The organism is Paenibacillus anseongensis, from assembly GCF_009757995.1.
Lineage (GTDB): Bacteria > Bacillota > Bacilli > Paenibacillales > NBRC-103111 > Paenibacillus_E > Paenibacillus_E chondroitinus.
This window is the reverse complement of record NZ_WSEM01000002.1, coordinates 69,892-93,236: the sequence shown is the minus strand read 5'-3', so window position 1 is coordinate 93,236 and position 23,345 is coordinate 69,892. Positions and strand designations below refer to the sequence as shown.

The window sequence follows — 23,345 nt, the reverse complement described above, 5'->3', positions numbered from 1 at the left end:
TCGGTTTCGGTCATACCCAAATAGGTTTGCCCTGGGTCAAATATGGGTGATAACAATTCAATTCAAAGTAACGACTGATCATTTCAGGTGACGGAGATACGGTATCCACCAATCGCACATGCAAATCATATACTTCTTTCGATTCAACACCAAGGAATGTAACAGCATTCCCAAACGAAGCTGGCTGTAAAATTTTTGGACTAAAACTATTGATTGTTTAGCAAGTTTCCCTAATATTATTTAGCAAACGCATATCCTCTGTAAGTCCGCCCTGCGCCCTTTGGTGGAGTTTCTTTTATCATTAGCTTATTAATTCTTCAAATAATTTCCTTTATCCTCCAGTATTATTAAAGAAAAAAGAGCAGTTGCCGGCTGCGTGCGATCTGCTCACTTGTTGTTGAATTATCGTTAACCGTTAGTTCAACGATCCACTAAACTGAACACCTATGTTTGGGTAGAAGGGGTGAAAATATTTATTAACTTGTTTAATTGATGAAACTGGTTCCGTTCAATAAGTACGACTAATATTTCATTACCGGTATCAGCGAAAAAGAATCTTCTACTGCTACCTCTCTCAGCAAGTAATTCAGAAAAAATCAAGAAGATTTCTGGGCTCAACCAATCGTCTTGCACGGAAAGCGAATAACGATAGTTCGTGCTATTAGCTTTAAAGGCAATCCACACCTTACCTTCTTGAATATTCACGTAATCCTGAATATCGGTTAGGCTTAATGCTGGCTCAACCATAATCGCAATCCGTTTTAATACTTGAACATAGTCCCCATGGTCCTCAATACATTCGCGATCGAAGCACCAAACGTCGTTAGACGGGTATACATCACTGATAAAATCTAAGACGCTGTCTCTTTCTCTTCCCATACACATAATAAGATGAATGTAAGGGCGTTCCTCATAATCGCTTATTTTGAAATCTAAAATGTCGATGATTTCTATGTTCCCTTTGAGTGTAATACCTATTTTACTTAGATTTGCGAGCTGCTCTTCAATCGAAATACTCGATTGTGAAGACTTGAAAAATTTGAATTTGTGCTTAAAAAAACTAAACATACCTTTAAATAATTCCTCCTTGGTATGAGTCTGCCGATTTAAACGAACATCCAGGAGTATTCACTTCAGTCGTTTTTATCTTGATAAGCCTTTATAAGAGGAGCTATTGTCTCATACGCTTGGAGGAAATGAAATACAATTAGATCGAATTCTTCTTTTAGTTCTAAATTATCGTTCCAAAAATCCTGACTAACCTTTAGTAGTGAACATAAGAGATCTCCCGTATAATAATTTCCGGAGTTCAACGGGTTATCAACTAATCTTGTAATGGCTATAGGGACAAGGTAATTTAGAGAAAATTTTTGAAATAACATTCGGGTAAGATCATCATTTGTAAAGTCCTTTAGAGGTTTTCTTCTTAATGTAAGACACTTTCTTATTAAACCGGTGGCTCCCTCGTCAGGATCCCCCCAATTTTCCCCATCGATTTCCTCTAAAGACTTATTTAAATCCAGCATATTTAACTCCACTCCTAGGTTTGGAACTAATGTTTCCCGTTAGCCTAACGTACTACCATACAGAAAGCCTTGTTCGCCTGTCAGTTTACTTCCTTATTTTTAGTAGCAATAGCTGGTTTCACCATAACACCCCAACCATCAGAATAACCACCATATTTTTTGGCCTCTTTATTAATCATCTTTTGGATCTCTACAATTGCATTCAATTCTAATGGCATCTCTTGTGAACATGTACATGTCCATTGATTGCCTTCAAAATCTTTTTCTAAAGAACAAGTGAAATTTTTATCCATCATCATTTGTTTCACTTTCTTACCCGATATTTCATCTCTAATAGCGATTTGAAAATCGACATTATGCTTTTGGGCAAGATCTACTCCTGATCGTTCAAGGGATTCTAAGTTCTGACGATCAGCGCTATCATTGAAATAACTATCTTCTGACACGATACTTTGACACCCCACTAATAGTGTTATTATGCAAACCGCATAAATAAATCTTATCGTTTTGATCATAATTCTACCCTTCAACTTGTTCAACGTTATATTCTCATTATTCGGCTAAGACTACTATTTCACCTGCATTCGATTGGCGAATACTGCCCTATAGCTTAACGAAAACAAGGAGCATCTGCCGCGTGGCGTGCTGCTCCCTGCTTATTGCACTATAGTGTCCCGTTAGCGTAATCCTTGAGTTCAAGACTAGCCTTAATTGCTATTAATATTGAACTGGCGAAACTCCGCATTAGCCCAATATTCCTCAGCTTTTTTAAAACTTTTCAATACCTTACTAGCAACTTTTTTGTATACACTTCCGAAAAAAGTTTTTTTGTCATATCTAAACCAATTGCCGTTATCTAAAATAGTTTTCCTGTTTTGAATATTCAAGTGATAGGCAGTAACTTTGTTTGGAGTTACCTTTTCTCCCCAATCGTGAGTGAGACCTTCTGGTGAACAAACAGCTATTTCTAATCTGAAGCCTCCTCCATATTTATCAAATTGAAATGTTAATATATCTATTTTCTTATCTGTAATTCTTCGAAAATGCGGAAAGGAGCCTTTAAATCCTTTTTCACGTAATTCTGGAATAACAATTGTTTTCAGGGCATCTATCATGATATCCCGTTCTACCGACATGAAAATCTCCTCTCTTATATTAGCCTTATTTGAGGTAATAAACTGTAAAAAAAGCATCTTTATTGAAGCTAATGTTGGCAACTGCACCAGTTTACCGACGAACCATGGATAACTCTTACTTTATGCCAATAAACCCTGTCCCTATCTGATAATTTTGATTTTCCATTTGAGGGTCAATAGTCCATTCCTTTGCTATAAATAAGACATTTTCTTCATCTGGCAATTTTGGTTCTTCAACATCTAGATCAGTAAAAATAAGATTATTCTCAAGTTCTTCTTTACTAATTTCACCTTTATTAATAATAGTTTCGCCCGTCTCACCTAAGTATCCGTAGGCACGAATCAGTTTGCCTTTAATTGATTTTGCCCAAGCATGGTACTCAAAAACTCGATGCGTTCCAAAATAATATGCTTCTCCGAAACTCGAACTTAAGTCAGATATTACATCTAGTGGATTAGGCCGTTCTGTTCCACTTAAATCTGGCATTATCGAATTTATCACTAAAGTCCATCCATTAATCGGGGGAGATATAAAATAATATCCTTCGTAAGCTCCTTCGATTCCAGTTTTCCAATTACTGATTTGAATATTTTTAAGCTCCATAGTATCTAAAACAGCTTGGGTATCGTTAGTCTTAACTGCAAACCACTGACACTTATAACCAAAAGCAACTGGAGAATCAGGATTAGAATCAAAATTTATTAATTTGGGATCTAGCTTGGCTAAATTGTGATTACTAACTAAGTTTCTTTTAATATTTCGTTTTTGAAAATATAAACATATTACTACTAGCATAATAATTGCCACTACCATAAAAAAGATTTTCATGAGTTTTCTACTTTCCACCCTTAGTTAAAAGGGTTAGTTTTTCAAAGAGACTAAAAATTCGCGAAATGAAAGTGATTAATTAGCTCAATGGCGTATCGGTTAAGATAAATAATGCTCTAAAAAAGCATTCACAATTATTTTTTCTTTAAGATTCGATATTAAGGTATAAATAAATTTTCCCATTATTTTTTTTAATGACATTGACTGAACCTAAATCTAGATCTCGAAGATCATGCCCCCAGATACCGTATTTGCCGTTTGTTTCATTCCTGTTTTTAAGTTTGCCTCTCTCCATCACTGGAATTGTTTTAATGCTGGACGTATCTTCTTCCTCCTGATAAATATTATGATATATATTACTGATCTGATTAATTAAGTCTGATCTTAATAATCTGGAATCATTTATTTCAAACACTTTGGGCTTTTTTAATGGGTAGTCTATGACTACATAGATGCTTTTATAATTTAAAACTACTTCGTTCTTTTTCCTCAATCGTGCAAATTCGTCTTCTGGTGACTCTATACTGATCCAAGGGATTAGTCCATCAGGGAAAGTATCTAAATCCTCTTTATTGGCTTTAACTTCGAATGTAATCTCCTTTAAAAATACTCCTTTATTTTCATCAAGTTCATTAGCTTGGTTGATGTAAGAGCCTCTTATTAGTGATTTGAATTTCTTAATGTAATCTAACATTGTCATAGGTCTTACTCCTATTTTTATTGTTCTTAGCTATCTACAAGAGCGCATGCAGGCAGTATCGAGTTATGGATAGTTTTAAACTAACATTCCTCGTTAGCGCAATGATCATCGCTTCGCATTTCAACTTGTGATACGGTACCTTGCGCTGTCTAAAGCGACACGTTTTAGACCATCCTTTGTGGGATAGCCTTGTCGTTAAAATACAAACGTCGCCAGTTGCATTAGTCTTTATGATAATCTTTAGTCACTTTCATAACGCCATCTATTCGTTCTTTAACGATAATATGGACTCCTCTTTTCCCCGTAGATTCAGTAGGTCCCTCAAATGTCGCATCTTCCGTTCTTGCCAGCACAATCTTCCCATCTTGCCACACATAATCCTCATGATAATAACCATTAGTTTTTCTGCTGTTGGCAGTAAGCTGCTGATCCCCGGCCTTTATCTCCAGATAGGCGGTCTCGCTAATGTCCTCTAGATCATTATTTTCGACATACCTATGTTTTTCATTATCCCACAACCAATAATAACGCGGTTCATTCAGCGAGGTGCCGCCTACATTCTTCCATAAGCTAATATCCGAATAACCGTCGAAATTCCAATCACTTAAATTGAATCCATAGGTAACTTCAGAAATATTAGGCGTCTCCGTTTCATCAAAAAGTAATTCCTGCTGATAGGATAAGGGCTTACATTGAACGACAATTTTGTTGACTTTATTGACCCCATCCTTTAAGTAATACATTTTTTTATCATCCCTAAGTTGATAACTTTGAACGGTTTGTCCAAATGCTTCGAATGAAAATTCCGGCATCATATCGTTGATCTTTACTTGTACCCTATATTCAATAGGATTTACGATATCCTCAGGCAGTGAACCGCCAGAGTAAGCATAATACTCCGGCAATGTATAATCTTTGCTAGCAGTTGATGAAGATACTCCTCCGCTCTGTGTTTGATTTGGAGCCGGTGCCGGTGTTAATTCTGGTTCTGGTGTTATAGCCTTCGATGTTGATATTGGTGGTGGTGGTGTTGATGTCATTATCGGTGTTAAGACTATCGGGGTGGTATCGGAAGCTTCACTCGTTGTAGTGGTAGAATTTGATGTTTTAGTATGAGTTGGATAGTGACTTGTACAAGCAGTGAATGCTAAAGTAGTTAAACCGAGCAGATAAATATTAATTTGAACTTTTTGCATATAACTACCGCTCCCTTTTAAACAGCCTTTCTTCTAAAAATAACACGTATGTTAAATTTTACAATTCATTACGGAATTCTGGACGTTTTTGTAACGAAGGGTCGCCCGACTAGCAGTCCTAGTGGTATTGAATTATCCTATCTCGTTACTTGAACACGAATAGATGGTTAGTTAATATTATAATCTACAATTTCATTTGCTTTTGTGTATTTAATTAAACGTTCAATTTCATTGAGCACCCTAATTTGCCCCTTTTCATTGGTCCACCAATTATCTGGACGTGTATTACTGTCCAAAACCCCGCAGAGACTGTACTCTATCCAATCTGGCATAAAGGTCTTCATAGTAAGATAACATCGTCTTAAATGAAAGTAATTTGTAACAAGTAGTATTCTTCGGGTCTTTCTTAATCCGAAAAGCTCATCAATCAACTCTCTTGTGTTGATAACATTTTCTTTCGTATTTGTTGATTTATCCTCTACCCAAATATCTGACTCTTTAACACCGCTTTGTATTGCTGTATCTCTCATTACATGGGCTTCGGGAATTTTTGAAGTTCCACCCGACATGATAATTGTAGTGGCACGCCCCGCTTTATAGAGTGCTACAGCCTTAGGAACCCTCACTCTAGGGGCTGTAATGCTTCCAAATACTAATACAAAATCTGCATTTTGCCCATCATCGTCCATGTCTTCAAAGATTATTCGATTAATCATTTTTTTATCAAGAGCTTGCGGGTCTAATTCGGATAGAAACATAATGCCCTCCTAACGAATGTGTTCTCATACGTTAAACTTTACCATAATCCCCCACATCTCAAGAACTTTTGTTATTATAAAAATCCCTCGTTAGTTTAGCACCCCTTTAGTCAATAATTTCCCATGTCACTTTGAAACTTCCCTTTAAACCTCCGTCACCATCTGCAACAATTTTATATATTCCATCTTCATCAATATTAACTGATGCCTTATGCTCAATTGTTTCTTTCATACCTGCGTATGTTCCACTCGGTTTTAATACATACTGACCCGTTGATGAACCACCGCGAGTATCCCAAATAATTTTAAAAATAAGGGTCTGTCCTTTTCGTGCGTTAACTGGTATTTCTTTCGATCCATTAAACAAGTCAAATTTCGCTTCATAAGTCCCAGCAGTGTATGTTTCAACCCAATTTAATTTTAGATTGTTAACGATAGTCAGAGAAATTAACAAAAGCAGAGGAATACCTACACCCCAGAGATATTGAAAAGTCAATTTTTTTCTACTAATTCTTGTCCATGAATAGAAAATCATAGCAAATATTGCACCAAAGGTTCCTGCAAAAAGGAGACTGGAGAGCAACTCTTCAGAAGATAAACTAGATCCGCCACGAATGTAAGCAAACCCCGGAAAGTAGGCATAGCCACAAGCGATATAGAGGAGAATTTCAAATAAGCGCTTATTCGAAGAAATAAACCTCACGATTAGATCAATGAGTAGTGAACACGGAATACTGTAAAAATAAAGGATATTAAACAATGAGACTTCCTTCATTCCTCCAAAGACACTATAAAAATCCAAACCGTTAATTATCAAAAATATTGCCCAAAAACTGAATAAAGTAAGTCCCGACGCAACAAGTTTCGTCATAACATATTGCCAAAACTCATTAATTCTCATATTCACAACTCTTTTCAACAGAGTATTCCTTGTATTCAGAATCCATCGCTAACCAATCTTCAATCTCATTTATAGTTGAAAATTTCCCTAAATAACTACCGTAAACTATGCTTATTTTTTACATTTTATTAAACTAATCTACCCATTAGTTGAGAAAACGGCAACCTTGCGCGGCCGCCGTTTCTTTGTGATTGTTGAGCTGTAGTTCCCAGTTCATTGAATGTTCAAATACTAATCACTATTTCGCGTTCTTTCAGCATGAGAGCAACCTAATGTTAAAAAGGAACTGAATAATTCAAACTTGCAGAACACAAAATTTAAACAAAGCCTTTAATTGTTTTTAAATATATCTGATAATTATCATCATCGAAGCAAACGAACTGAATTTTTCTAAAAGAGTAATTATTTCCTTCAATAAATTCCCTTAATGAGCTAATGGCTATTTCAGCGGCCCTCTTTTTTGGAAATTTATATATACCTGTACTTATGTTGGGGAACGCGATACTTTTAATATCATATTGGTTAGCAAGATCTAAGGTGTTTATATAACAGCTTTTAAGTTTCTCTTCCTCATTACTTTTTCCATTGTTCCATACAGGTCCAACCGTATGAATAACGAATTTTGCATCTAATTTTCCCGCTGTAGTGATTACGGCCTCGCCAACTGGGCATCCTCCTTGTTTTTCTCTTATTCTCATGCATTCTATAAGAATCTCCTTACCGCCTGCTCTGTGGATGGCACCATCCACACCACCACCACCGAGTAAACTTGTGTTTGCTGCATTAACTATGCAGTCCATTTTTGATTTTGTTATATCTTCCTTAATAACCTCTATATACACTGAATTTAATTCGATTTCCATTGTTTTAATGTTCCCTCCGATGCAAAAAGCTTGGTCCATGATTCAATTTATACTACCATAATTTAGGTTAATAAGGCACTTGATATAATGAAAAACGTTAAAATATGCTAATATTGTTAATATGGAGGTGGTTAATAAAATGCAACAAATCTCTGATTATCTTTTTATGTTTTCTTTAATTCTGCTTATATTGACCTTACTTTTTAAAGGAGTAGGCTCTAAAGGTTCTTCTAACGCAATGGGGAACATTGATTTAGCCATGCATGAAAACCATGGTAATGATTTGAAAAGTCAGGACTCGATTATCAAAAATATATTTAAATCAGTTTTCGTATGGATTTCAATTCTAGGAATACTTGTTTCAATACTCTTGTCGAAATTATAAATACCTACCAGAATTATTGAACAAAAAAAGGCGCTGTAAAAGGCGCCTTTTTATCCATTCCTCGTTAGAGCTTAACCTCTTAATTATTTTAATTAGGTCCCTTAATTCCAATTTTTGTTCTCTTTTTGCGATTTTTATCAAACAAAATCGCAGTAAAAAATCCAAGAAACCCAATACCTACACAATAAAAAAAATACTCATCTTTCAAAATTATGTTGCCAATCTGTATGTGCAATACGCGCAAGAAAACAAATAAGATACAAATTAAAACACTTAAGCAGAAAGTACAAATTCCGATTTTTGAGATCAAAGGTATTTTCTTAAAATCCTCAAACGTCTTTATCTCATAGGTTATCTTCAAATATTTCACTTCCCTCTAAGTCCTTGTTTTGTGAGATTTTGTCTTCTATCGGTAGTTCTTCACCATAATAATAACACACATATTGGAAGTAAACTCCACTTAGCGTAACGCGGCTCCTTTGCACGTCGGTGATGTTACCCGCCAGTTAGATCAACCAGAAACTGATGTAATCAAGAATAATAGCTATACATTGCCCCTCGTGACAATAGCGCAAAACAAAAAAGCTCATTCCTATTACGAATGAGCCTTTGCGAGTTACATTAGGTCGTGTAACTTTGTTTTCTTCCAGTATCAGTTCATGCTTTTTAATGTTCTAAGAATGAAGGATGAGAAATCATTTGGCTTTCGTCCTAATATCCACGTTAAAACATTAGAATTACCGATGGATCCATGTTCATTATAATGCTGAAACATCTTTAATATTGTATTTACTTGATATTCTCCTAAGCCATTGCTATTTAATTGTGCTGCAAACATTTCGTCTTGCGGAGTTTCAACTTTGATTTCATGGCCAAAATGCTGTTCCATTGCTGCTATCATATCAGACAATGATAAATTTTCAGGTCCAGAAAATTCATATGAAGCCCCTGTATGTCCCGGACGAGTAAGAATGATTGCAGCTGCCTCGGCTAAGTCATCTAAGTCAATCATACAGATGCGAGTTTCTTGAGTCGTAAAATACTTTTGTCGAAAGATACCTTTTTCGCTAAGCAGCTTCCAAGACTCAAGTATATTCTGCATAAATATGCCTGGCTGAATAATCGTATATGGGATACCTGAATTCACCAGGAGCTCCTCAACCATAAGTTTTTTCTGATGATGCGGCATTTCTTGAATGACGGGATGTATGACAGAATGGAATACAAAATGTTCAACTTCTGCCAAGCGAGCCGCTTGTATGATTACTTGTCCGATTTGAACCTCATCGGGATTCATTGCTGAACAAATGTGGTATACAGCCCTAATTCCGACTAATGCCTCATTTACAGCATTTTGATCCAGCATATCGCCTGTAACGACTTCCATCTCACCTAATGATTTAATGTCCTCGATTTGTTCGGTTCTTCGAACAAAAGCCCTTATCCGCTCTCCTTTAGAAAGCAAAGCTTTAATGACTGCACGACCAGTTTTCCCGTTTGCTCCAGTTATAAGGATCATTTTTATTTCTCCTTTTATAGTAAAGTGATTTTATAAAACAGTATCACATGCAGCACGATGCCGAAATTTCGATTTATGTGTACATTCCTCATTTCTGCCTTCCCGAAATATAATAATGCCATCATACTGGATCTCTTTTATTTATTCCAACGCATTTCAAGTTATATTCTTATTAATTAAAAGGAATGAATGGGGTCGAATTTGATTAATTCCAAATTAAAATTCTATTTGTTAATCCTTAAAAATTCATTGTTCAATTACCGCGGAGAACACATCATCATGACGTCTATCAATGGAAAACAATACAATAAAAAAACCGCGAAATTCGCGGCTGATATTTCATATATGTTTTTGTCCTCATTTGTTCATTTTTCCTTATTTGCTGTTCAGTTCCTCAATTGAATTGATATTCAAATATGTGGGAACTACTAATCCTAGTTTAGTACCATTCAGATTCGGCCCCAAATCTTCAAATTTACCCTTATACTTATCAAAATAATCTTTATGCGTCGTTGGCAGCCATGCAGCTACTATTGCATCCGCACTTCCATCTGAGATTCCTGCCCACATCGGTCCGGCTTCTACCTGCAGCATTTCCACTTTATATCCAAGCTTTTCTTCCAAAACAGCTTTTACGACATTCGTGCTCGCAATTTCGGAATCCCATGCGACATAGGCGAGTTTTAGCTTTTTGCTTTTTTCTTGAGCTAGATCTTTTACCCAACCATCAACCTTATCCGCATTATCCTTTACCCAAGCGACAGCTGCTTCTTCCGGTTTTTTCCCATCGATGATCGCAGACATTACGACGGCCATCTCTTCTGGGCTCCATTCGAACCTATCCAGCATGGTATAAGCCGAAGGAGCATCCTTCTTCAAGTTATTCCTCACAATGGTATGAATCTGTTCATCCTTTCCAAACACACCTTTAGGATCGTTCAAATATTTTAGCTCATATTTGGCAAACATCCAGTGAGGTGTCCAGCCCGTTATAATGATTGGCGTCTTAGCTTTATAGGCTTTGTCGAGAGCGGCTGTCATTGCAGCGCTTGAGCCTTCCACCAACTTCCAACCTTTCAGATCGTAATCATTGATCGCCTGGGCAGCTTGTTTCATTAATCCCGCTCCTGGGTCGATCCCAATGATTTCATGATGCACCTGGCTTCCAACGTTTCCTTCGGACGATACTTGTTTGGAGCAACCTGTAATCACGGTTACTGCAGCCAAACTTACCAACACTAATGCTTTAATTTTATTCCTCAATTTATTCACACGCTCCTCTTTCTTTTCAGAATATACTGACTCATTCGATCAAGAAGTATGGCTAATACGACAATGGATAAGCCCGCCTCGAACCCTTGTCCTGTCTTAATCTGTGTCACTGCGCGGTAGACATCCGCCCCTATACCTTGAGCCCCGATCATAGAGGCAATAACAACCATTGATAATGAAAGCATAATCGTTTGATTAATTCCCGCCATAATCGACGGCATTGCTAATGGGAATTGCAATTTGAACAATTTCTGTGTTCTTGTTGAGCCAAATGCATCGGCAGCTTCTACTAAATCTTCTGCAACTTGCCGAATTCCTAAATTCGTAAGCCTTATTGTTGGAGGTACTGCAAAGATCACAGAAGCAATAACACCAGGAACAACTCCTAATCCAAAGAACGTTACAGCTGGTATTAAATACACAAAAGCAGGCATCGTTTGCATAAAATCCAATAATGGCGTAATCACATCACGAAATTTATTGCTTTGAGCGCACCAGACTCCTATTGGAATACCAATAATGATAGAAATTAACGCAGAAGTCAGAACAAGCGCTAAGGTGTCCATCGTATGGCTCCAAAACCCTAAATTATCTATTAATAAAAGACCTAGCCCTGAAAATAGCGCAAATGACCAGCGGCCCAAATAAAAGGCTATTGCACAAATTATTGCGATGAATAATAAAACCGGAACACCTTGGAAAACAAAAGATAAGGCATTCACGCATCCCTCAATGCAAACCGAGAAGAATTGAAATAGTACAGCCAAATTAATTTCCAGTTTATCCACGATAAATTCTACCCACTCATCTAGAGGAATCTTGGGAATCATCCTTATGCACCTCCTCTTTAGCAATAGGTTGTCCAGCTAGTGCTCCTAGAACGGCACCGCGAACAATGACACCGATAATACGATTGTTCTCATCAACAACGCCTACCGGATATTTTGAATTACCACATATTTCGAATAGCTCATATAGCATTTGCTCCGGCGTCACAGTAGGCGCACTTCGAATAACGATGTCCTCGAGTGTTCTTCCTACTCTTACAGCCTCAGAAGCATCTTCAGCTGTGATTACACCAAGTAGTTTTTTCCCACGATCAACAACAAATAAGTTCGATATGCCGCTTTCTCGCATAAGTTGAAGAGCTACCCGCGGCCCCCTGTCAAGCCCAACTGTTTCTGGCCTTCGCATCACCGATGAGGCTGTCAGTACTTTAGACAAGTCTACGTCCTCGACAAATCGTTCAACATATTTATTAGCGGGGTTCATCATAATCTCTTCCGGCTTCCCAATCTGAACGACACTGCCATCTTTCATCAATGCGATCCGGTCACCGATCCGAAGCGCCTCATCCAAATCATGCGTAATAAAAATAATTGTTTTCTTCATTTTATCTTGCAACTCTAACAGCTCATCCTGCATATCCTTACGGATTAATGGATCTAGTGCACTAAAGGCCTCATCCATCAATAAAATATCAGGATCGTTAGCCAGCGCTCTGGCAAGTCCTACCCTTTGCTGCATACCGCCGCTTAATTGCGATGGCATACTGTCCGCCCACTCTTGCAATCCTACAAGACTCAAGGCCTCCATGGCCTTTACTCGTTTCTCCGCCTTACTTTTCCCTTGAATCTCAAGCCCGTATTCCACATTTTGAGCAACCGTTCTATGCGGAAACAAGGCAAATTTCTGAAATACCATACTAATCGTTTCTCTCCGAACATGGCGGAGCTCTTCATCACTCATCTCGACAATATTTCTGCCGTGAATGTTGATGATCCCCTTCGTAGGTTCAATTAACCTGTTAAGCAGCCGGACAAGTGTTGACTTCCCGCTGCCTGACAGTCCCATAATGACAAAAATTTCACCAGGTTCTACGGAAAAGCTGACTTCGTTGACCCCCACTGTATGTTTCGTTTCCCTGTAAATCTGTTCTTTGGAGACCTTACTATTCAATAGCGGAAGAACAGACTCGGGATCAGGCCCAAATACCTTGGTTACCTGATGCACATCAATAATTGCCACACGCTCACTCCTTTCTGTATGCGTTAATGCCCTCTTGCCTTTTAAGTGTAAAGAACAAAAGCGGGTTATGTCAACCATAAATTCTGTTTAATCTGTTTATACAGAAAAAACTGTACAAAACATTTTAAATTCTACTACATACTTCAGCATCCTATTCAATGACTTTCTTTACTTTATCGAAATTGTTTCTTACAATAACGTTGTACACATAAAGGCAGGGTGAACTTGGAATGGAACAACTAAACAATATAAGCTCCGAACAAGAGTTGATTATTCAAAAAGCGCGCAAACGCATCATTGAATCTATGGGCAAAAATATGGAACTCTATGGCATAACTCAATCGATCGGCCATCTATATGGATTGCTTTTTTTCCAAAACAAGCCCATGACCCTAGATGAGATGAGAGAAGCCATGGAAATGAGTAAAACCAGCATGAGCACTGGCGTGCGTACGCTGGTTGATTTGAAAATGGTCAATAAAGTTTGGGAGAAAGGGTCGCGGAAAGACCTTTATGAAGTAGAAATGGATTGGTTCCAAACTTTCTCCGATTATTTTTCACTGAAGTGGCGTAAAGCATTGGAAATCAATCTCAGCTCTTTGCGCAAGTCAAAAGTTGAGCTTAATCAACTTAGTCAGCTATATCCTGACGATACAGCGCTGCAAGGCATTCTGCAAACAGATATTAATAAAATCGACGAAGCAATTCGATATTACAAATGGCTGGATCGGCTTATTGACAGTTTTGAAACAGAAGAAATTTTTAATCTGGTACCTAAAGATCTGCCCTAAGATGATCATAATTTAGGTTCATTATGCGTGTTTTTTCCGTCAACCAGTAAAAAGAGGCATCAGTTAATCCGAACGCCTCTTTTGTTATTTTACAGGCTATATCTATTTTAAAATAAAAAAAATACCGCAACCGCGCGGCATTTCATGTTTTCCTCATTATAAGTTTCGTCTATAAGCTCTGAGGCATAGATTCCCCTGGCAACCCCATCCCTTAAGCTCCTCCGCGGTATCCAACCCAAAAACTTCTATAAAAATGCATGAATCAAAAATAACACAGCAAACGCTAGTCCACATCTTAAATGCCATTTCTTATCGAGTCTTTTATAGCGCAGTAAGCCCGAAATCGGTACCGGCAACAGGACAATTAATGCAAGCAGCCCGCTAATGTTGTTGAAATCCCATTTAAAACCAAACATAAACACAGCAACCGTATGGAGTATGATAAGTGCGATAGCGAGAATAGCAATTGTAACATGATATTTCTTGACAATACGAAGCAGCACAACCAAGCCTTTTTTCAGATGAGCGAATTTTCCCAAAATGCCTTGTTTAATGATAAAAGCTAAAACATAATTCGATACGACTATGAATAGAGCTATACGGGCATTGGAGCCATAATCCTTGAATGTACGCTCAAAAAGGCGACTGTGCAATGTTGTTGATGGTAAATGAAACAGATTCCAAAGCTGCCATATAAGATAGATTGTGGACACTGCCATCGCACCAAATACCCAAATGCGTTCTTTCTTAGGAATCCACGGTTGTTTTACTTCTAGATGTTGCTGAGAGTTCATCTTAACTCCTCCAATATCTTCATATCTTCATACCGTCTTTCCTGATATCGCTGATAATACCAAATAGAGATGGCTAACCAACTACCGCTTGCTAGAAAACCGCCAAGAACATCGCTTGGATAATGTACGCCCAAATAAATTCTGCTGATTCCTATCGCCATAATCATAATGATACTAATAACAATTAACGCGCTACGACCAAGAGCAGTTGAAATATGCCGCCAAAGCAAAAAAGCAACAACACCGTATAAGCTAAAAGCGGCCATTGAATGCCCACTTGGAAAACTAAAACCATTTGCATCAATGATGCGGTGCAATACTGGTCTCGCACGTTTAAAGATAAGCTTTAATGTTTCGTTTAAAATCACCGATCCGATGACAACGCTTATAAATAGAATCAATTCACTGCGATGATGTAAAACCTTATACAAGAAAAACAAAATGATTAACGTAACAACGACAACTGGAAATCCCCCTCCTAGGAAGGTAAAGAATTTCATAATGCTTGTTAAAAGCGGTGTTTCTAACCCTTGAACAAACGAAATGATCACCTTGTCGAATTGAACTACCTTATGATCGGTTACCAAGAGCGCTATGGCTCCAAAACTAATTGCACTCAAAAGGCTTATAAAAAAAGCCCAGGTAAGTTGTATCTTCAAATTCACTAATGAATTAATCCCCCTTATCAATTAAAGAAATTTAATTTTTGAACTAAACTCTACTCCAAGTCCCTCAACTTCATTTGAATATGATAACTCGAATAATATCTAAACAAGAGGTGCTGAAATGGTGAATAGAGCTCGAACAATTGGCAGCAAATGGGTCAAAACAAAGGTGCTCTTATTAAACAAGGAACTTCGCAGATTTGTACCGGAAACAAGAGTCTACAGTCAATCGAACCTTCTTCAAATGCTAAATAAGCATAAAATGGTTTATGTCAAACCAAACAATGGTTCTTGCGGACAAGGTGTTATTCGTGTAGAGAAAAATGATAAATACCGTTATCAGGCTGGCAAAATTGCCAAATCATTTGGGACGTTTCAAGGCTTATTCGCTGCTCTAAGCAAAGCCAAGTTAAACAGATCTTATCTTGTACAGCAAGGTATTCATCTCTTAACGCACCAGAAGCGAATCTTCGACACACGTATCATGGTTCAAAAAAACACTCATAAGAAGTGGGAAACAACGGGTTATATTGGCCGAGTTGCTCATCCTCGCAAGATCGTAACGAACTTTCATAATAGCGGCAAACCGCTGCCTTTAGAATTATTACTTGGTTCCCATTTAAAGAATCAACAGAAAAGTGATTATATCCAAAGCTTAAGACATTTAGGGTATCGAATTGCAAAGCACTATCAGAAAAGTTATCCCGGATTTAAAGAAATTGGTGTTGATATTGGAATCGATAAACATTTAAAACCGTGGGTGCTGGAAGTCAACACAGCGCCTGACCCTTTTATTTTCAACCAATTAAAAAATAAAAAAATGTTCTTCAAAGTCCTGCGGTATGCGAGAGCAAACGGACGGTTCCTCCGTGCAAAACGCAAATAATCCTTGTTCCTTGAGCAGCGTACAACAGCTCCAATCCTTCTTTAAACAGGGGATTGGAGCTGCTTCCGTTTTAAGAGGGCAATTTTTGTTGACGTATCATCATTTTAACTCCTAACAAACCAAGACCGACTACACCAGCCGCGACAATCAGCCATATTGGATGATGGAAATGCATAAACATGTGGTCCCACGCTTTACCAAGCTTTTGACCTAGAAAAACAATAACTAAGATCCAGGCCATTGCACCCAAATACGAGATACTTATAAATTTAGTGAACCGCAATTTGATTGCCCCTGCAATGAACGGTGCAGCATGTCTAAGACCAGCCACATAAAAGCCTACTAATAGTAAGATAGCTCCATGCTTCTTAAAATGCTCTGCCCAATTTTCTAATCTATTTTCAGAGAGCTTAATCCACTTGGTTACTTTGCTAATCCGCTTCAACCCTATACTTTTCCCCAGAAGGTAATTAACTGTCATTCCAGCACTCGCTCCTAGCCAGGCGAAGCCGATAATGCCACCTACATGTAAATTCGTCTTGACGGCTATATAGCCTGCACCTAACAGGATAATCTCGATCGGTAACGGGATGCCAACAATGCCAAGGAAGAGTGCTATAGAAATACCTGCATAACCGTAATGGGTGATTAACAAGATCATTGAATGATGATTCATCTTTCTTCACCTGCCTCGAATTGATCCTATCATAGGAATGTGAAAATCACATGAGAGAATTCTTTAAACATGAAGTTATCTTGTGTTTGGATTGTCAAGGTATTTCCGTTCATCCGATTCTCATGATCTTCTAATAATTGTCCTTTAAGCCTCATTGGACCTGGTATTCCCGCATGTTTGGTAATCTATAGGGAGTTCCGGATATGTTAAGGTTATCTCAGGTGAAAACCTAAAACACGATCCTGAAGGGGGATATCCAATCATGAACAACATGAAAACGAACCGCCTAAGCAAATCGCTATTAGGTATTACACTTAGTGTATCCTTATTTGCATCTGCTAACCTAATGATGGCGCCGCAATCCGCGCATGCTGCAAGCAATGTTTCTGCGACAGCAGCTTCAGCTTCAACATCGATATCGGGGAAAGCAAATAGTATTATTACAACTGGTAAACAATATATCGGTGTCAGGTACAAATTCGGTTCTCAAAAAGCCACCACCAGCTCGTTTGATTGCTCTTCTTTCACACAATATGTTTATGGCAAAAATGGGATCAATCTGCCCCGTTCTTCTAAGCAGCAGTCACAAGTAGGAACTTTTGTTGCTAGAAATCAGCTTCAACCGGGTGATCTTGTCTTTTTCTACTCACCAATTCATCACGTTGGTATCTACATGGGGAATGGAAAGGTTTTGCACACCTACGGCAGCCCTGGTGTTACGATTTCAGATATGAACTCTGGCTGGTGGAGCAAAAATTACAAAACAGCCCGTCGTGTGATTCACTAAGCCTGTCTCGCTTTGTTTAAAAGCTCAGAAGACCTCTTTCAGTTCTCCAACTGAAGGAGGTCCTTTTCCTATGCCAGAACATCCCGCTTTCTAGGTACATAAGATGTAAGATGTAAGGCGATTAATTTCAAATACCTTGAAAAGAGAGCTGTACATGTCACATAAATTACTTGTCATCGAAGATGAAGAGAAAATAGCAAGGCTGCTGCAATTAGAACTCACACATGCCGGTTATATTGTGGAGCTAGCTTCAGATGGCTCAGAAGGACTACGAAAAGCATTAAATGAGAAGTGGGACCTCATTCTTTTAGATATTCTGCTTCCTGTATACAACGGTTTTGAGCTTATTAAATCCTTTCGCAAGAAGAATTCAGAAACTCCCATTATTGTGGTAACTGCCTGCGGCACCCCCGCGGATATTGTGAATGGACTTGATTTGGGGGGCCAGGATTATATAACGAAACCTTTTCACTTGGAAGAGCTGCTTGCTCGGATTCGCGCTTGTATACGCCGCCAAAATCAATTCCAACAACCCGATGATGAGCTTAATAAGCATGACTCCATGATTTATACGGTGAAAGGAACAAATGTGAATCTTCGTTCCAGAGAAGTATTACAGAATGATATTAAAATTGAATTTACACCAAAAGAATTTGAACTTCTCGTCTATTTGATCGAACATCAAAATGAAATCCTTAGTCGGGAACAAATCATGAACGATGTATGGGGTTACGATTTCCTAGGAAATTCAAATCTGGTGGATGTATATATAAGGTATATTCGCAAAAAGCTACTTGCGCCTTACCCGAACATTCGAACCATCCGTGGTATTGGGTACCTCTTGGAGGTCTAATTGACATGAAAATCAAAACTAAAGCTTCCCTGCTTTCATTCTTTTGGTTAATTAGCATTCTAATACCGCTTACCTTCATTATTTACTATCTTTATGCACAGTATGAAAAAGAGGAAGAGCTCGAATCACTTCAATTTACGGCTAACCAAATGCTTACACAAATAAGTCCTATGGAATTGCTCCAAGAAGATAACAACCGCATATTAAGAAGGTATCTACCCGATCACTCTATGATTCGCTCACTTAATCTTTCTTCTAAGGTGATAAACCAAGTAGCCAACAATGACGAATTAGCCGTTATTCCGCCAAAACACATGGATACACAAGTGACTTATTCGCAAAAACTTAATGAACAGACCGTTATGATTGTGCGAACACCCATTCGCCAAGGAACAGAAATCATCGGAACGTTAGAAATCATTACGGAACCAATAGAGCTTGACCAAAGCTTATACCGATTGGTTGGTATTATTGGCATCGTAACGCTTGCTGCTATGCTGCTCTCTCTATCTGCTAGTTTTTTATTGACCAAACTGTTATTCTTACCGCTATCCCGTATGATTCAGACGATGAAAGAGATTGAAACGAGTCTTGCGATAACCAAACTACCTTTGAATCGAAAGTCAAAGGATGAACTCTATCAATTATCTGAGACATTTAATCATTTGATGGAACGGATCGAGATAAGTATGAAGAAACAGCGGCAGTTTATTTCTGATGCCTCACATGAGTTTAAGACTTCACTTACGATTATTGAAGGCTATTCATCTCTCATTCGCAGATGGGGGTTTGAAAACATAGACCTTCATATGGAAGCTCTTAATGCTGTTCATGACGAGAGCAAGCGTATGAAACACATTACTTATCAATTGCTTGAATTGGCTGAACTCGACCACGAACCTAAATTAACGCTTTCCTTATTTGATCTTGTCACACTATGTAAAGAGAACATTCAACTTCTTCAGCCACTCTCCGACAAAGAATTCATACTTATCCCCACCGAAAGCAGCATCATGATGGAAGCAGATCGGCCGCAAATGAAACAAGTCCTCTTCATTATTTTGGATAATGCGATGAAATACATGAAACATCACACCCGGATCTACCTCTCTCAAACAGATTCAAATCATTGTATACGCATTGTTGATGATGGCATTGGCATTCCCGCAGAAGAATTGCCTTTCGTCTTCGAACGATTCTATCGCGTAGATCGATCCCGAAGCAGACAAACCGGCGGTTCAGGCTTAGGTCTAGCCATAGCTAAATGTATTGTCAGTTTGCATCATGGCACAATTCAAATAGCCAGTGATCGGCATAACGGAACAGAAGTCATCGTTACCATCCCCAAATTGAAAACCTCCAACCCTTTTTAGGACTTGGAGGTTTTGGCTTGGCTTTTCATTTGAATCATGCCTCCCCATTCTAAATTGACGCTAACATGAATTGGCCATTCCAATGATGCATGATATCTTTTACGATATGAGCTGCTGCATGATTTCGGTGTAATTCCTCCATATGATCCCGAATTTCTTCATATTTTTGAGGATGATGAATGAAATGTTGAATACTATTCGAAAGTTCTTCGATTTTATTTGAGATTGAAGCTACGCCGCGGCGTGATAAATATAAGGCATTTTCTTTCTCTTGCCCGCCATTAGGCTTATAAATGAAAACCGGAACTCTTAAGGCTATGGCCTCTGTCAACGTTAATCCGCCTGCTTTCGTTACCATACAACTAGCTTGTGCCATCCAATCATGAAGATTATCTACAAACCCATGAATGGTTATCCCCTTATAAGCTGCAAACTCCACTTCCAATCTATGTTTTAACTTCTCATTATGACCACAAACAACGACCAATTGACAATTATCTATAAGAAAAAGCGTGCGCATCATTTCCTCTATATAACTTGTTACACCGCTATCCGTGGCCATGATAAGAATGATTTTCTTCTGCTGATTTCTTGCACGAATCCTCGTATTGGCGAACTCTTGTCTGAGCGGAATGCCGCTAACATCTATTCGGTCCTTGTTAATTCCTCTTTCAATGATTTGCTTTTTCAAGTCTTCCGTTGCCACATAATATCGATCGACTTTCGGGTGAAGCCAACTTGCATGCAAAGCATAATCCGTAAGCACGGTATAATTCTTAATCCCCATGGAACTACAAACGATTGGAGATGCACCGAAGGGGAAAGTATTGACGACTACATCCGGACGTTCTTCGTGTATAATCTCTTTCAGCTTCTTTTGCCCTAAATAGGTCATTGACTTCTGAAATAAGGCCGTTTCTTTGGTTTCCCGAGTCAAATAATAGCTCCAACCATAATAGTCAATTCCTAGCCGCGAAACTTTCATGCTTTTGCTAATCAACGTTGATGTAATCGAATGGATCCATGGATGGCCTTCCTTCATTAGATTCACAATCTTCACGTTCTCCACACCTTGCTGATTGAATTGCTGTAATAATGCTTTGGAAGCCTGGAGATGTCCATTCCCATAATTAGCCGTAAGTATTAAAACACGAGGATTAAATGGTATCATATGCCTACCACCTTTCATCACATACTTTTATAACCGGAACCGATAACCTGCTCCCCATACCGTTTCAATGTATTGCGAATTGGATGGATCGACTTCAATTTTTTCTCTTAATTTACGGATATGGACCGTAACCGTCTGGGCATCTCCCATAGCATCAAATCCCCAAATCCGTTCAAATAGGTGATCTTTACTAAATACTCGATTTGGATTCGTAGCTAGAAAATAGAGCAGATCAAATTCTTTGGTTGTTATATTAATCTCCTGATCATGAACAAATACCCGACGGGAACTATTATCAATTAAAAGTCCCTGAATGCGAATCTCATCTTTATTTTCTTTGGTACCAATTAATCGTTCGTATCGTGCTAAATGTGCTTTAACCCTTGCTACTAATTCACCAGGCTTAAAAGGCTTCGTAATATAATCATCTGCCCCTAGACCAAGTCCACGAATAACATCAATATCCTCTTTTTTGGCGGTTACCATCAAGATTGGAATCTGATATTTCTCACGAATTTGCTTGCATACTTCAAATCCATTTAATAAAGGCAGCATGACATCCAGGATGATTAAGTCGAACTCTCCACTTAGACCCAACTTAAGGCCTTGTTCACCGTCAGTTGCGATATCGACCTTATATCCATTTACCTCCAAATAATCACGTTCAAGTTCTGCAATGAGCTGTTCATCCTCAACAATAAGTACCCGTTTCATTCATTCCCACCGTCTTTACGCAACTTTTGCGGTAATTTTATGGTAATAGAAGTCCATTCGCCTTTCATACTGTGTGCGCTAATGGCCCCGCCATGCCCCTCGATCATTTGTTTGGAAATCGCTAATCCTAACCCGCTTCCCCCATTGTTGCTATTCCTAGACGGATCTGCCCTGTAGAAGCGATCAAAAATATATGGGAGCGCATCTGCTTCTACACCAGCCCCATTATCCCTAATTTCTATAATCACACTTGTTCCAGCAGTCTTTGCTTGCAAAGTGATGGATTTCTCCGTTTTGTTCATATATTTTAAGCAATTGTCTACAATGTTAGAAAAAACACGTCTTATTTTGTCTCGATCAATGGAAACCAGTGTCTGCTGGTCAACTGCGATCTCTGACTTATAATGGATGCCTTTTTTATGGAGTTCAAATTCAAGTTCGTCCGACCAATCCATTAGAAAATTGGAGAAGTTGACGACTTCAAAGTTAAACGGCACTCGCTTTAAATCCAGTTTAGAAAAAAGAAATAATTCATCGATTAAATGATCCATTTCTTCCGCTTTGGATGAAATGATTTCGATGTATTTTTGTCTTTTGTCCGTGGTATCCGCAATTCCATCACCTAGTCCATCGATATAACCTCTAATCGCAGTAAGCGGGGTTCGTATATCGTGCGAAATGTTAGAAATCAATTCTTTTCGGTTTTCTTCATATTGAACTTGCGTTTGAATAGATTCTTTCAGTTGCTTGCGCATTTGTTCGAAGGCTATACTGAGCTGCCCGATCTCATCGGTGCTTGTTATCTGAACTTGGAAATCCAGATCACCGGATTGGATCCTTTTCATTGCATTTTTTAACTTGCTTAGGGGTGAAATAATACTTCTAGAAACAAAATAAGTTAATGAGCTATGCGTCAGAACTAATATAATAAGGAGCGTTATAAAAAGAGCCGGGAAAAATTTCTGTATAAAATTAACTAACGGATTAACAGTCGTAATAATAAAGACACTTCCCGACTGCTGGCCAGAAAAATAAAAATCAAAAGAACTAATCTCCAGTAATTTGTTCCCAATGTGTTTGGCATCCTCGTGTTCCGGATGGCCAGGATGCTTAAATGCCGGCAATTGCTGAAGGACATCCGAATTTTCTAAGGTTGGAGATACATACACAAACGTATTATCTTTTCGTACAATCATCCTTGAGTTATTGCTTTGCAGTTCTTGATCGATGTCTGCCAGATAAGTCAGGTCGGCAAGCATGGCCGGATTTTTCTCCGAGGTTCGTTTCATTTCCTTGAACGTATGCTCTAGATTCTGATTCTCGAATAGTCCGACCCCGGAGCTCACTTGTTCGCGAATACCCTGAAAATCCCCACGGAATACTACGATTAATAAGATGGCTGTGATCATCATCATTACGAGTGGAATTAGCAGCATGGCTGCATAGGAAAGTAATAATTTTAGACGAATTGACATGTGCAGACCCCGTTTATTTATACTTCTTTTCGATCGAATTTATAGTA

Annotated in this window: 26 protein-coding genes; 6 read left to right on the top strand and 20 right to left on the bottom strand. The window is 38.4% G+C overall.

Features of this window, described 5'->3' with window-relative positions; all coding sequences use genetic code 11:
* Positions 1-444: 444 nt before the first annotated feature.
* The 10 genes from GON05_RS01010 to GON05_RS00965 all read right to left on the bottom strand — a co-directional run bounded on the left by GON05_RS01010 (position 445) and on the right by GON05_RS00965 (position 7,888).
* Positions 445-1,068, bottom strand: coding sequence for a hypothetical protein (locus tag GON05_RS01010; protein ID WP_157317395.1), 624 nt, complete (start codon positions 1,066-1,068; stop codon positions 445-447).
* A 65-nt stretch (positions 1,069-1,133) separates the two neighbouring features.
* Complete coding sequence (locus tag GON05_RS01005) at positions 1,134-1,526, bottom strand: contact-dependent growth inhibition system immunity protein (protein ID WP_157317394.1); 393 nt, start codon at positions 1,524-1,526, stop codon at positions 1,134-1,136.
* Positions 1,527-1,606: 80 nt separating this feature from the next.
* The gene (locus GON05_RS01000; RefSeq protein WP_157317393.1) at positions 1,607-1,972 is read right to left on the bottom strand and encodes a ribonuclease E inhibitor RraB; all 366 of its coding nucleotides are present in this window, start codon (positions 1,970-1,972) and stop codon (positions 1,607-1,609) included.
* A gap of 261 nt (positions 1,973-2,233) precedes the next feature.
* Positions 2,234-2,662 (bottom strand): DUF4304 domain-containing protein, encoded by a 429-nt coding sequence (locus GON05_RS00995; protein ID WP_157317392.1) that lies wholly within the window; start codon positions 2,660-2,662, stop codon positions 2,234-2,236.
* 115 nt (positions 2,663-2,777) lie between these two features.
* On the bottom strand, positions 2,778-3,491 hold the full coding sequence (locus tag GON05_RS00990) for a hypothetical protein (RefSeq protein WP_157317391.1): 714 nt from the start codon (positions 3,489-3,491) through the stop codon (positions 2,778-2,780).
* Positions 3,492-3,636: 145 nt separating this feature from the next.
* Entirely contained in the window at positions 3,637-4,191 is a 555-nt protein-coding gene (locus GON05_RS00985) for a hypothetical protein (protein ID WP_157317390.1), read from the bottom strand.
* Between the two features lie 221 nt (positions 4,192-4,412).
* Complete coding sequence (locus GON05_RS00980; RefSeq protein WP_157317389.1) at positions 4,413-5,387, bottom strand: XAC2610-related protein; 975 nt, start codon at positions 5,385-5,387, stop codon at positions 4,413-4,415.
* Between the two features lie 167 nt (positions 5,388-5,554).
* A complete protein-coding gene (locus tag GON05_RS00975; protein ID WP_157317388.1) occupies positions 5,555-6,145 on the bottom strand; it encodes a YdcF family protein in 591 nt (196 codons plus the stop codon).
* Between the two features lie 106 nt (positions 6,146-6,251).
* On the bottom strand, positions 6,252-7,046 hold the full coding sequence (locus tag GON05_RS00970; protein WP_157317387.1) for a hypothetical protein: 795 nt from the start codon (positions 7,044-7,046) through the stop codon (positions 6,252-6,254).
* 317 nt (positions 7,047-7,363) lie between these two features.
* Positions 7,364-7,888, bottom strand: coding sequence for an O-acetyl-ADP-ribose deacetylase (locus GON05_RS00965; RefSeq protein ID WP_309491739.1), 525 nt, complete (start codon positions 7,886-7,888; stop codon positions 7,364-7,366).
* A 160-nt stretch (positions 7,889-8,048) separates the two neighbouring features.
* Here GON05_RS00965 and GON05_RS00960 point away from each other — a divergent pair, with 160 nt between their 5' ends.
* Positions 8,049-8,294 (top strand): hypothetical protein, encoded by a 246-nt coding sequence (locus tag GON05_RS00960; RefSeq protein WP_157317385.1) that lies wholly within the window; start codon positions 8,049-8,051, stop codon positions 8,292-8,294.
* A 652-nt stretch (positions 8,295-8,946) separates the two neighbouring features.
* Here GON05_RS00960 and GON05_RS00955 read toward each other — a convergent pair.
* The 4 genes from GON05_RS00955 to GON05_RS00940 form a co-directional block, all read right to left on the bottom strand.
* Positions 8,947-9,813 (bottom strand): SDR family oxidoreductase, encoded by an 867-nt coding sequence (locus GON05_RS00955; protein WP_157317384.1) that lies wholly within the window; start codon positions 9,811-9,813, stop codon positions 8,947-8,949.
* 375 nt (positions 9,814-10,188) lie between these two features.
* Positions 10,189-11,085: a glycine betaine ABC transporter substrate-binding protein gene (locus tag GON05_RS00950; protein WP_397368763.1), complete on the bottom strand. Its 897-nt coding sequence runs from the start codon at positions 11,083-11,085 to the stop codon at positions 10,189-10,191.
* The gene (locus GON05_RS00945; RefSeq protein WP_157317383.1) at positions 11,082-11,915 is read right to left on the bottom strand and encodes an ABC transporter permease; all 834 of its coding nucleotides are present in this window, start codon (positions 11,913-11,915) and stop codon (positions 11,082-11,084) included. Before GON05_RS00945 ends, GON05_RS00950 begins: the two co-directional genes overlap by 4 nt.
* Positions 11,890-13,113: a quaternary amine ABC transporter ATP-binding protein gene (locus GON05_RS00940; protein WP_309491737.1), complete on the bottom strand. Its 1,224-nt coding sequence runs from the start codon at positions 13,111-13,113 to the stop codon at positions 11,890-11,892. Before GON05_RS00940 ends, GON05_RS00945 begins: the two co-directional genes overlap by 26 nt.
* Positions 13,114-13,343: 230 nt before the next feature.
* On the opposite strand from GON05_RS00940, the gene GON05_RS00935 reads away from it, so the two are divergent.
* Positions 13,344-13,904, top strand: coding sequence for a GbsR/MarR family transcriptional regulator (locus GON05_RS00935; RefSeq protein WP_157317381.1), 561 nt, complete (start codon positions 13,344-13,346; stop codon positions 13,902-13,904).
* A gap of 245 nt (positions 13,905-14,149) precedes the next feature.
* Here the strand turns inward: GON05_RS00935 and GON05_RS00930 are convergent, their stop codons facing one another.
* On the bottom strand, positions 14,150-14,698 hold the full coding sequence (locus GON05_RS00930; protein ID WP_157317380.1) for a hypothetical protein: 549 nt from the start codon (positions 14,696-14,698) through the stop codon (positions 14,150-14,152).
* Positions 14,695-15,363 (bottom strand): phosphatase PAP2 family protein, encoded by a 669-nt coding sequence (locus GON05_RS00925; RefSeq protein WP_181646072.1) that lies wholly within the window; start codon positions 15,361-15,363, stop codon positions 14,695-14,697. Before GON05_RS00925 ends, GON05_RS00930 begins: the two co-directional genes overlap by 4 nt.
* A 121-nt stretch (positions 15,364-15,484) precedes the next feature.
* On the opposite strand from GON05_RS00925, the gene GON05_RS00920 reads away from it, so the two are divergent.
* The gene (locus GON05_RS00920) at positions 15,485-16,249 is read left to right on the top strand and encodes a YheC/YheD family protein (RefSeq protein WP_157317379.1); all 765 of its coding nucleotides are present in this window, start codon (positions 15,485-15,487) and stop codon (positions 16,247-16,249) included.
* A 70-nt stretch (positions 16,250-16,319) separates the two neighbouring features.
* Here the strand turns inward: GON05_RS00920 and GON05_RS00915 are convergent, their stop codons facing one another.
* Positions 16,320-16,925, bottom strand: coding sequence for a DedA family protein (locus GON05_RS00915; RefSeq protein WP_157317378.1), 606 nt, complete (start codon positions 16,923-16,925; stop codon positions 16,320-16,322).
* A gap of 262 nt (positions 16,926-17,187) precedes the next feature.
* Here GON05_RS00915 and GON05_RS00910 point away from each other — a divergent pair, with 262 nt between their 5' ends.
* From GON05_RS00910 to GON05_RS00900, 3 genes are all read left to right on the top strand, one after another.
* Positions 17,188-17,712 (top strand): C40 family peptidase, encoded by a 525-nt coding sequence (locus GON05_RS00910; RefSeq protein ID WP_397368760.1) that lies wholly within the window; start codon positions 17,188-17,190, stop codon positions 17,710-17,712.
* Between the two features lie 154 nt (positions 17,713-17,866).
* Positions 17,867-18,565 (top strand): response regulator transcription factor, encoded by a 699-nt coding sequence (locus tag GON05_RS00905; protein ID WP_157317377.1) that lies wholly within the window; start codon positions 17,867-17,869, stop codon positions 18,563-18,565.
* 5 nt (positions 18,566-18,570) lie between these two features.
* Complete coding sequence (locus tag GON05_RS00900; RefSeq protein WP_157317376.1) at positions 18,571-19,938, top strand: HAMP domain-containing sensor histidine kinase; 1,368 nt, start codon at positions 18,571-18,573, stop codon at positions 19,936-19,938.
* Positions 19,939-19,987: 49 nt separating this feature from the next.
* Here the strand turns inward: GON05_RS00900 and GON05_RS00895 are convergent, their stop codons facing one another.
* The 3 genes from GON05_RS00895 to GON05_RS00885 are packed head-to-tail and all read right to left on the bottom strand — an operon-like array spanning position 19,988 to position 23,298.
* Positions 19,988-21,109, bottom strand: a complete 1,122-nt coding sequence (locus tag GON05_RS00895) for an MGDG synthase family glycosyltransferase (protein ID WP_181646071.1) — start codon at positions 21,107-21,109, stop codon at positions 19,988-19,990.
* 27 nt (positions 21,110-21,136) lie between these two features.
* Positions 21,137-21,823 (bottom strand): response regulator transcription factor, encoded by a 687-nt coding sequence (locus tag GON05_RS00890; protein WP_157317374.1) that lies wholly within the window; start codon positions 21,821-21,823, stop codon positions 21,137-21,139.
* A complete protein-coding gene (locus GON05_RS00885; RefSeq protein ID WP_157317373.1) occupies positions 21,820-23,298 on the bottom strand; it encodes a sensor histidine kinase in 1,479 nt (492 codons plus the stop codon). The genes GON05_RS00890 and GON05_RS00885 overlap by 4 nt, the downstream gene beginning before the upstream one ends.
* Positions 23,299-23,345 lie beyond the last annotated feature (47 nt).

Bases quoted from the DNA above. Each gene is read 5' to 3' on its own strand.
- GON05_RS00905 (WP_157317377.1), top strand. From the start codon at position 17,867: ATGTCACATAAATTACTTGTCATCGAAGATGAAGAGAAAATAGCAAGG.
- GON05_RS00915 (WP_157317378.1), bottom strand. From the start codon at position 16,925: ATGAATCATCATTCAATGATCTTGTTAATCACCCATTACGGTTATGCA.
- GON05_RS00890 (WP_157317374.1), bottom strand. From the start codon at position 21,823: ATGAAACGGGTACTTATTGTTGAGGATGAACAGCTCATTGCAGAACTT.
- GON05_RS00980 (WP_157317389.1), bottom strand. From the start codon at position 5,387: ATGCAAAAAGTTCAAATTAATATTTATCTGCTCGGTTTAACTACTTTA.
- GON05_RS00885 (WP_157317373.1), bottom strand. From the start codon at position 23,298: ATGTCAATTCGTCTAAAATTATTACTTTCCTATGCAGCCATGCTGCTA.
- GON05_RS00985 (WP_157317390.1), bottom strand. From the start codon at position 4,191: ATGACAATGTTAGATTACATTAAGAAATTCAAATCACTAATAAGAGGC.
- GON05_RS00995 (WP_157317392.1), bottom strand. From the start codon at position 2,662: ATGTCGGTAGAACGGGATATCATGATAGATGCCCTGAAAACAATTGTT.
- GON05_RS00960 (WP_157317385.1), top strand. From the start codon at position 8,049: ATGCAACAAATCTCTGATTATCTTTTTATGTTTTCTTTAATTCTGCTT.
- GON05_RS00920 (WP_157317379.1), top strand. From the start codon at position 15,485: ATGGTGAATAGAGCTCGAACAATTGGCAGCAAATGGGTCAAAACAAAG.
- GON05_RS00900 (WP_157317376.1), top strand. From the start codon at position 18,571: ATGAAAATCAAAACTAAAGCTTCCCTGCTTTCATTCTTTTGGTTAATT.
- GON05_RS00955 (WP_157317384.1), bottom strand. From the start codon at position 9,813: ATGATCCTTATAACTGGAGCAAACGGGAAAACTGGTCGTGCAGTCATT.
- GON05_RS00990 (WP_157317391.1), bottom strand. From the start codon at position 3,491: ATGAAAATCTTTTTTATGGTAGTGGCAATTATTATGCTAGTAGTAATA.
- GON05_RS00945 (WP_157317383.1), bottom strand. From the start codon at position 11,915: ATGATTCCCAAGATTCCTCTAGATGAGTGGGTAGAATTTATCGTGGAT.
- GON05_RS00930 (WP_157317380.1), bottom strand. From the start codon at position 14,698: ATGAACTCTCAGCAACATCTAGAAGTAAAACAACCGTGGATTCCTAAG.
- GON05_RS00910 (WP_397368760.1), top strand. From the start codon at position 17,188: ATGAACAACATGAAAACGAACCGCCTAAGCAAATCGCTATTAGGTATT.
- GON05_RS01005 (WP_157317394.1), bottom strand. From the start codon at position 1,526: ATGCTGGATTTAAATAAGTCTTTAGAGGAAATCGATGGGGAAAATTGG.
- GON05_RS00935 (WP_157317381.1), top strand. From the start codon at position 13,344: ATGGAACAACTAAACAATATAAGCTCCGAACAAGAGTTGATTATTCAA.
- GON05_RS00975 (WP_157317388.1), bottom strand. From the start codon at position 6,145: ATGTTTCTATCCGAATTAGACCCGCAAGCTCTTGATAAAAAAATGATT.
- GON05_RS00895 (WP_181646071.1), bottom strand. From the start codon at position 21,109: ATGATACCATTTAATCCTCGTGTTTTAATACTTACGGCTAATTATGGG.
- GON05_RS01010 (WP_157317395.1), bottom strand. From the start codon at position 1,068: ATGTTTAGTTTTTTTAAGCACAAATTCAAATTTTTCAAGTCTTCACAA.
- GON05_RS00970 (WP_157317387.1), bottom strand. From the start codon at position 7,046: ATGAGAATTAATGAGTTTTGGCAATATGTTATGACGAAACTTGTTGCG.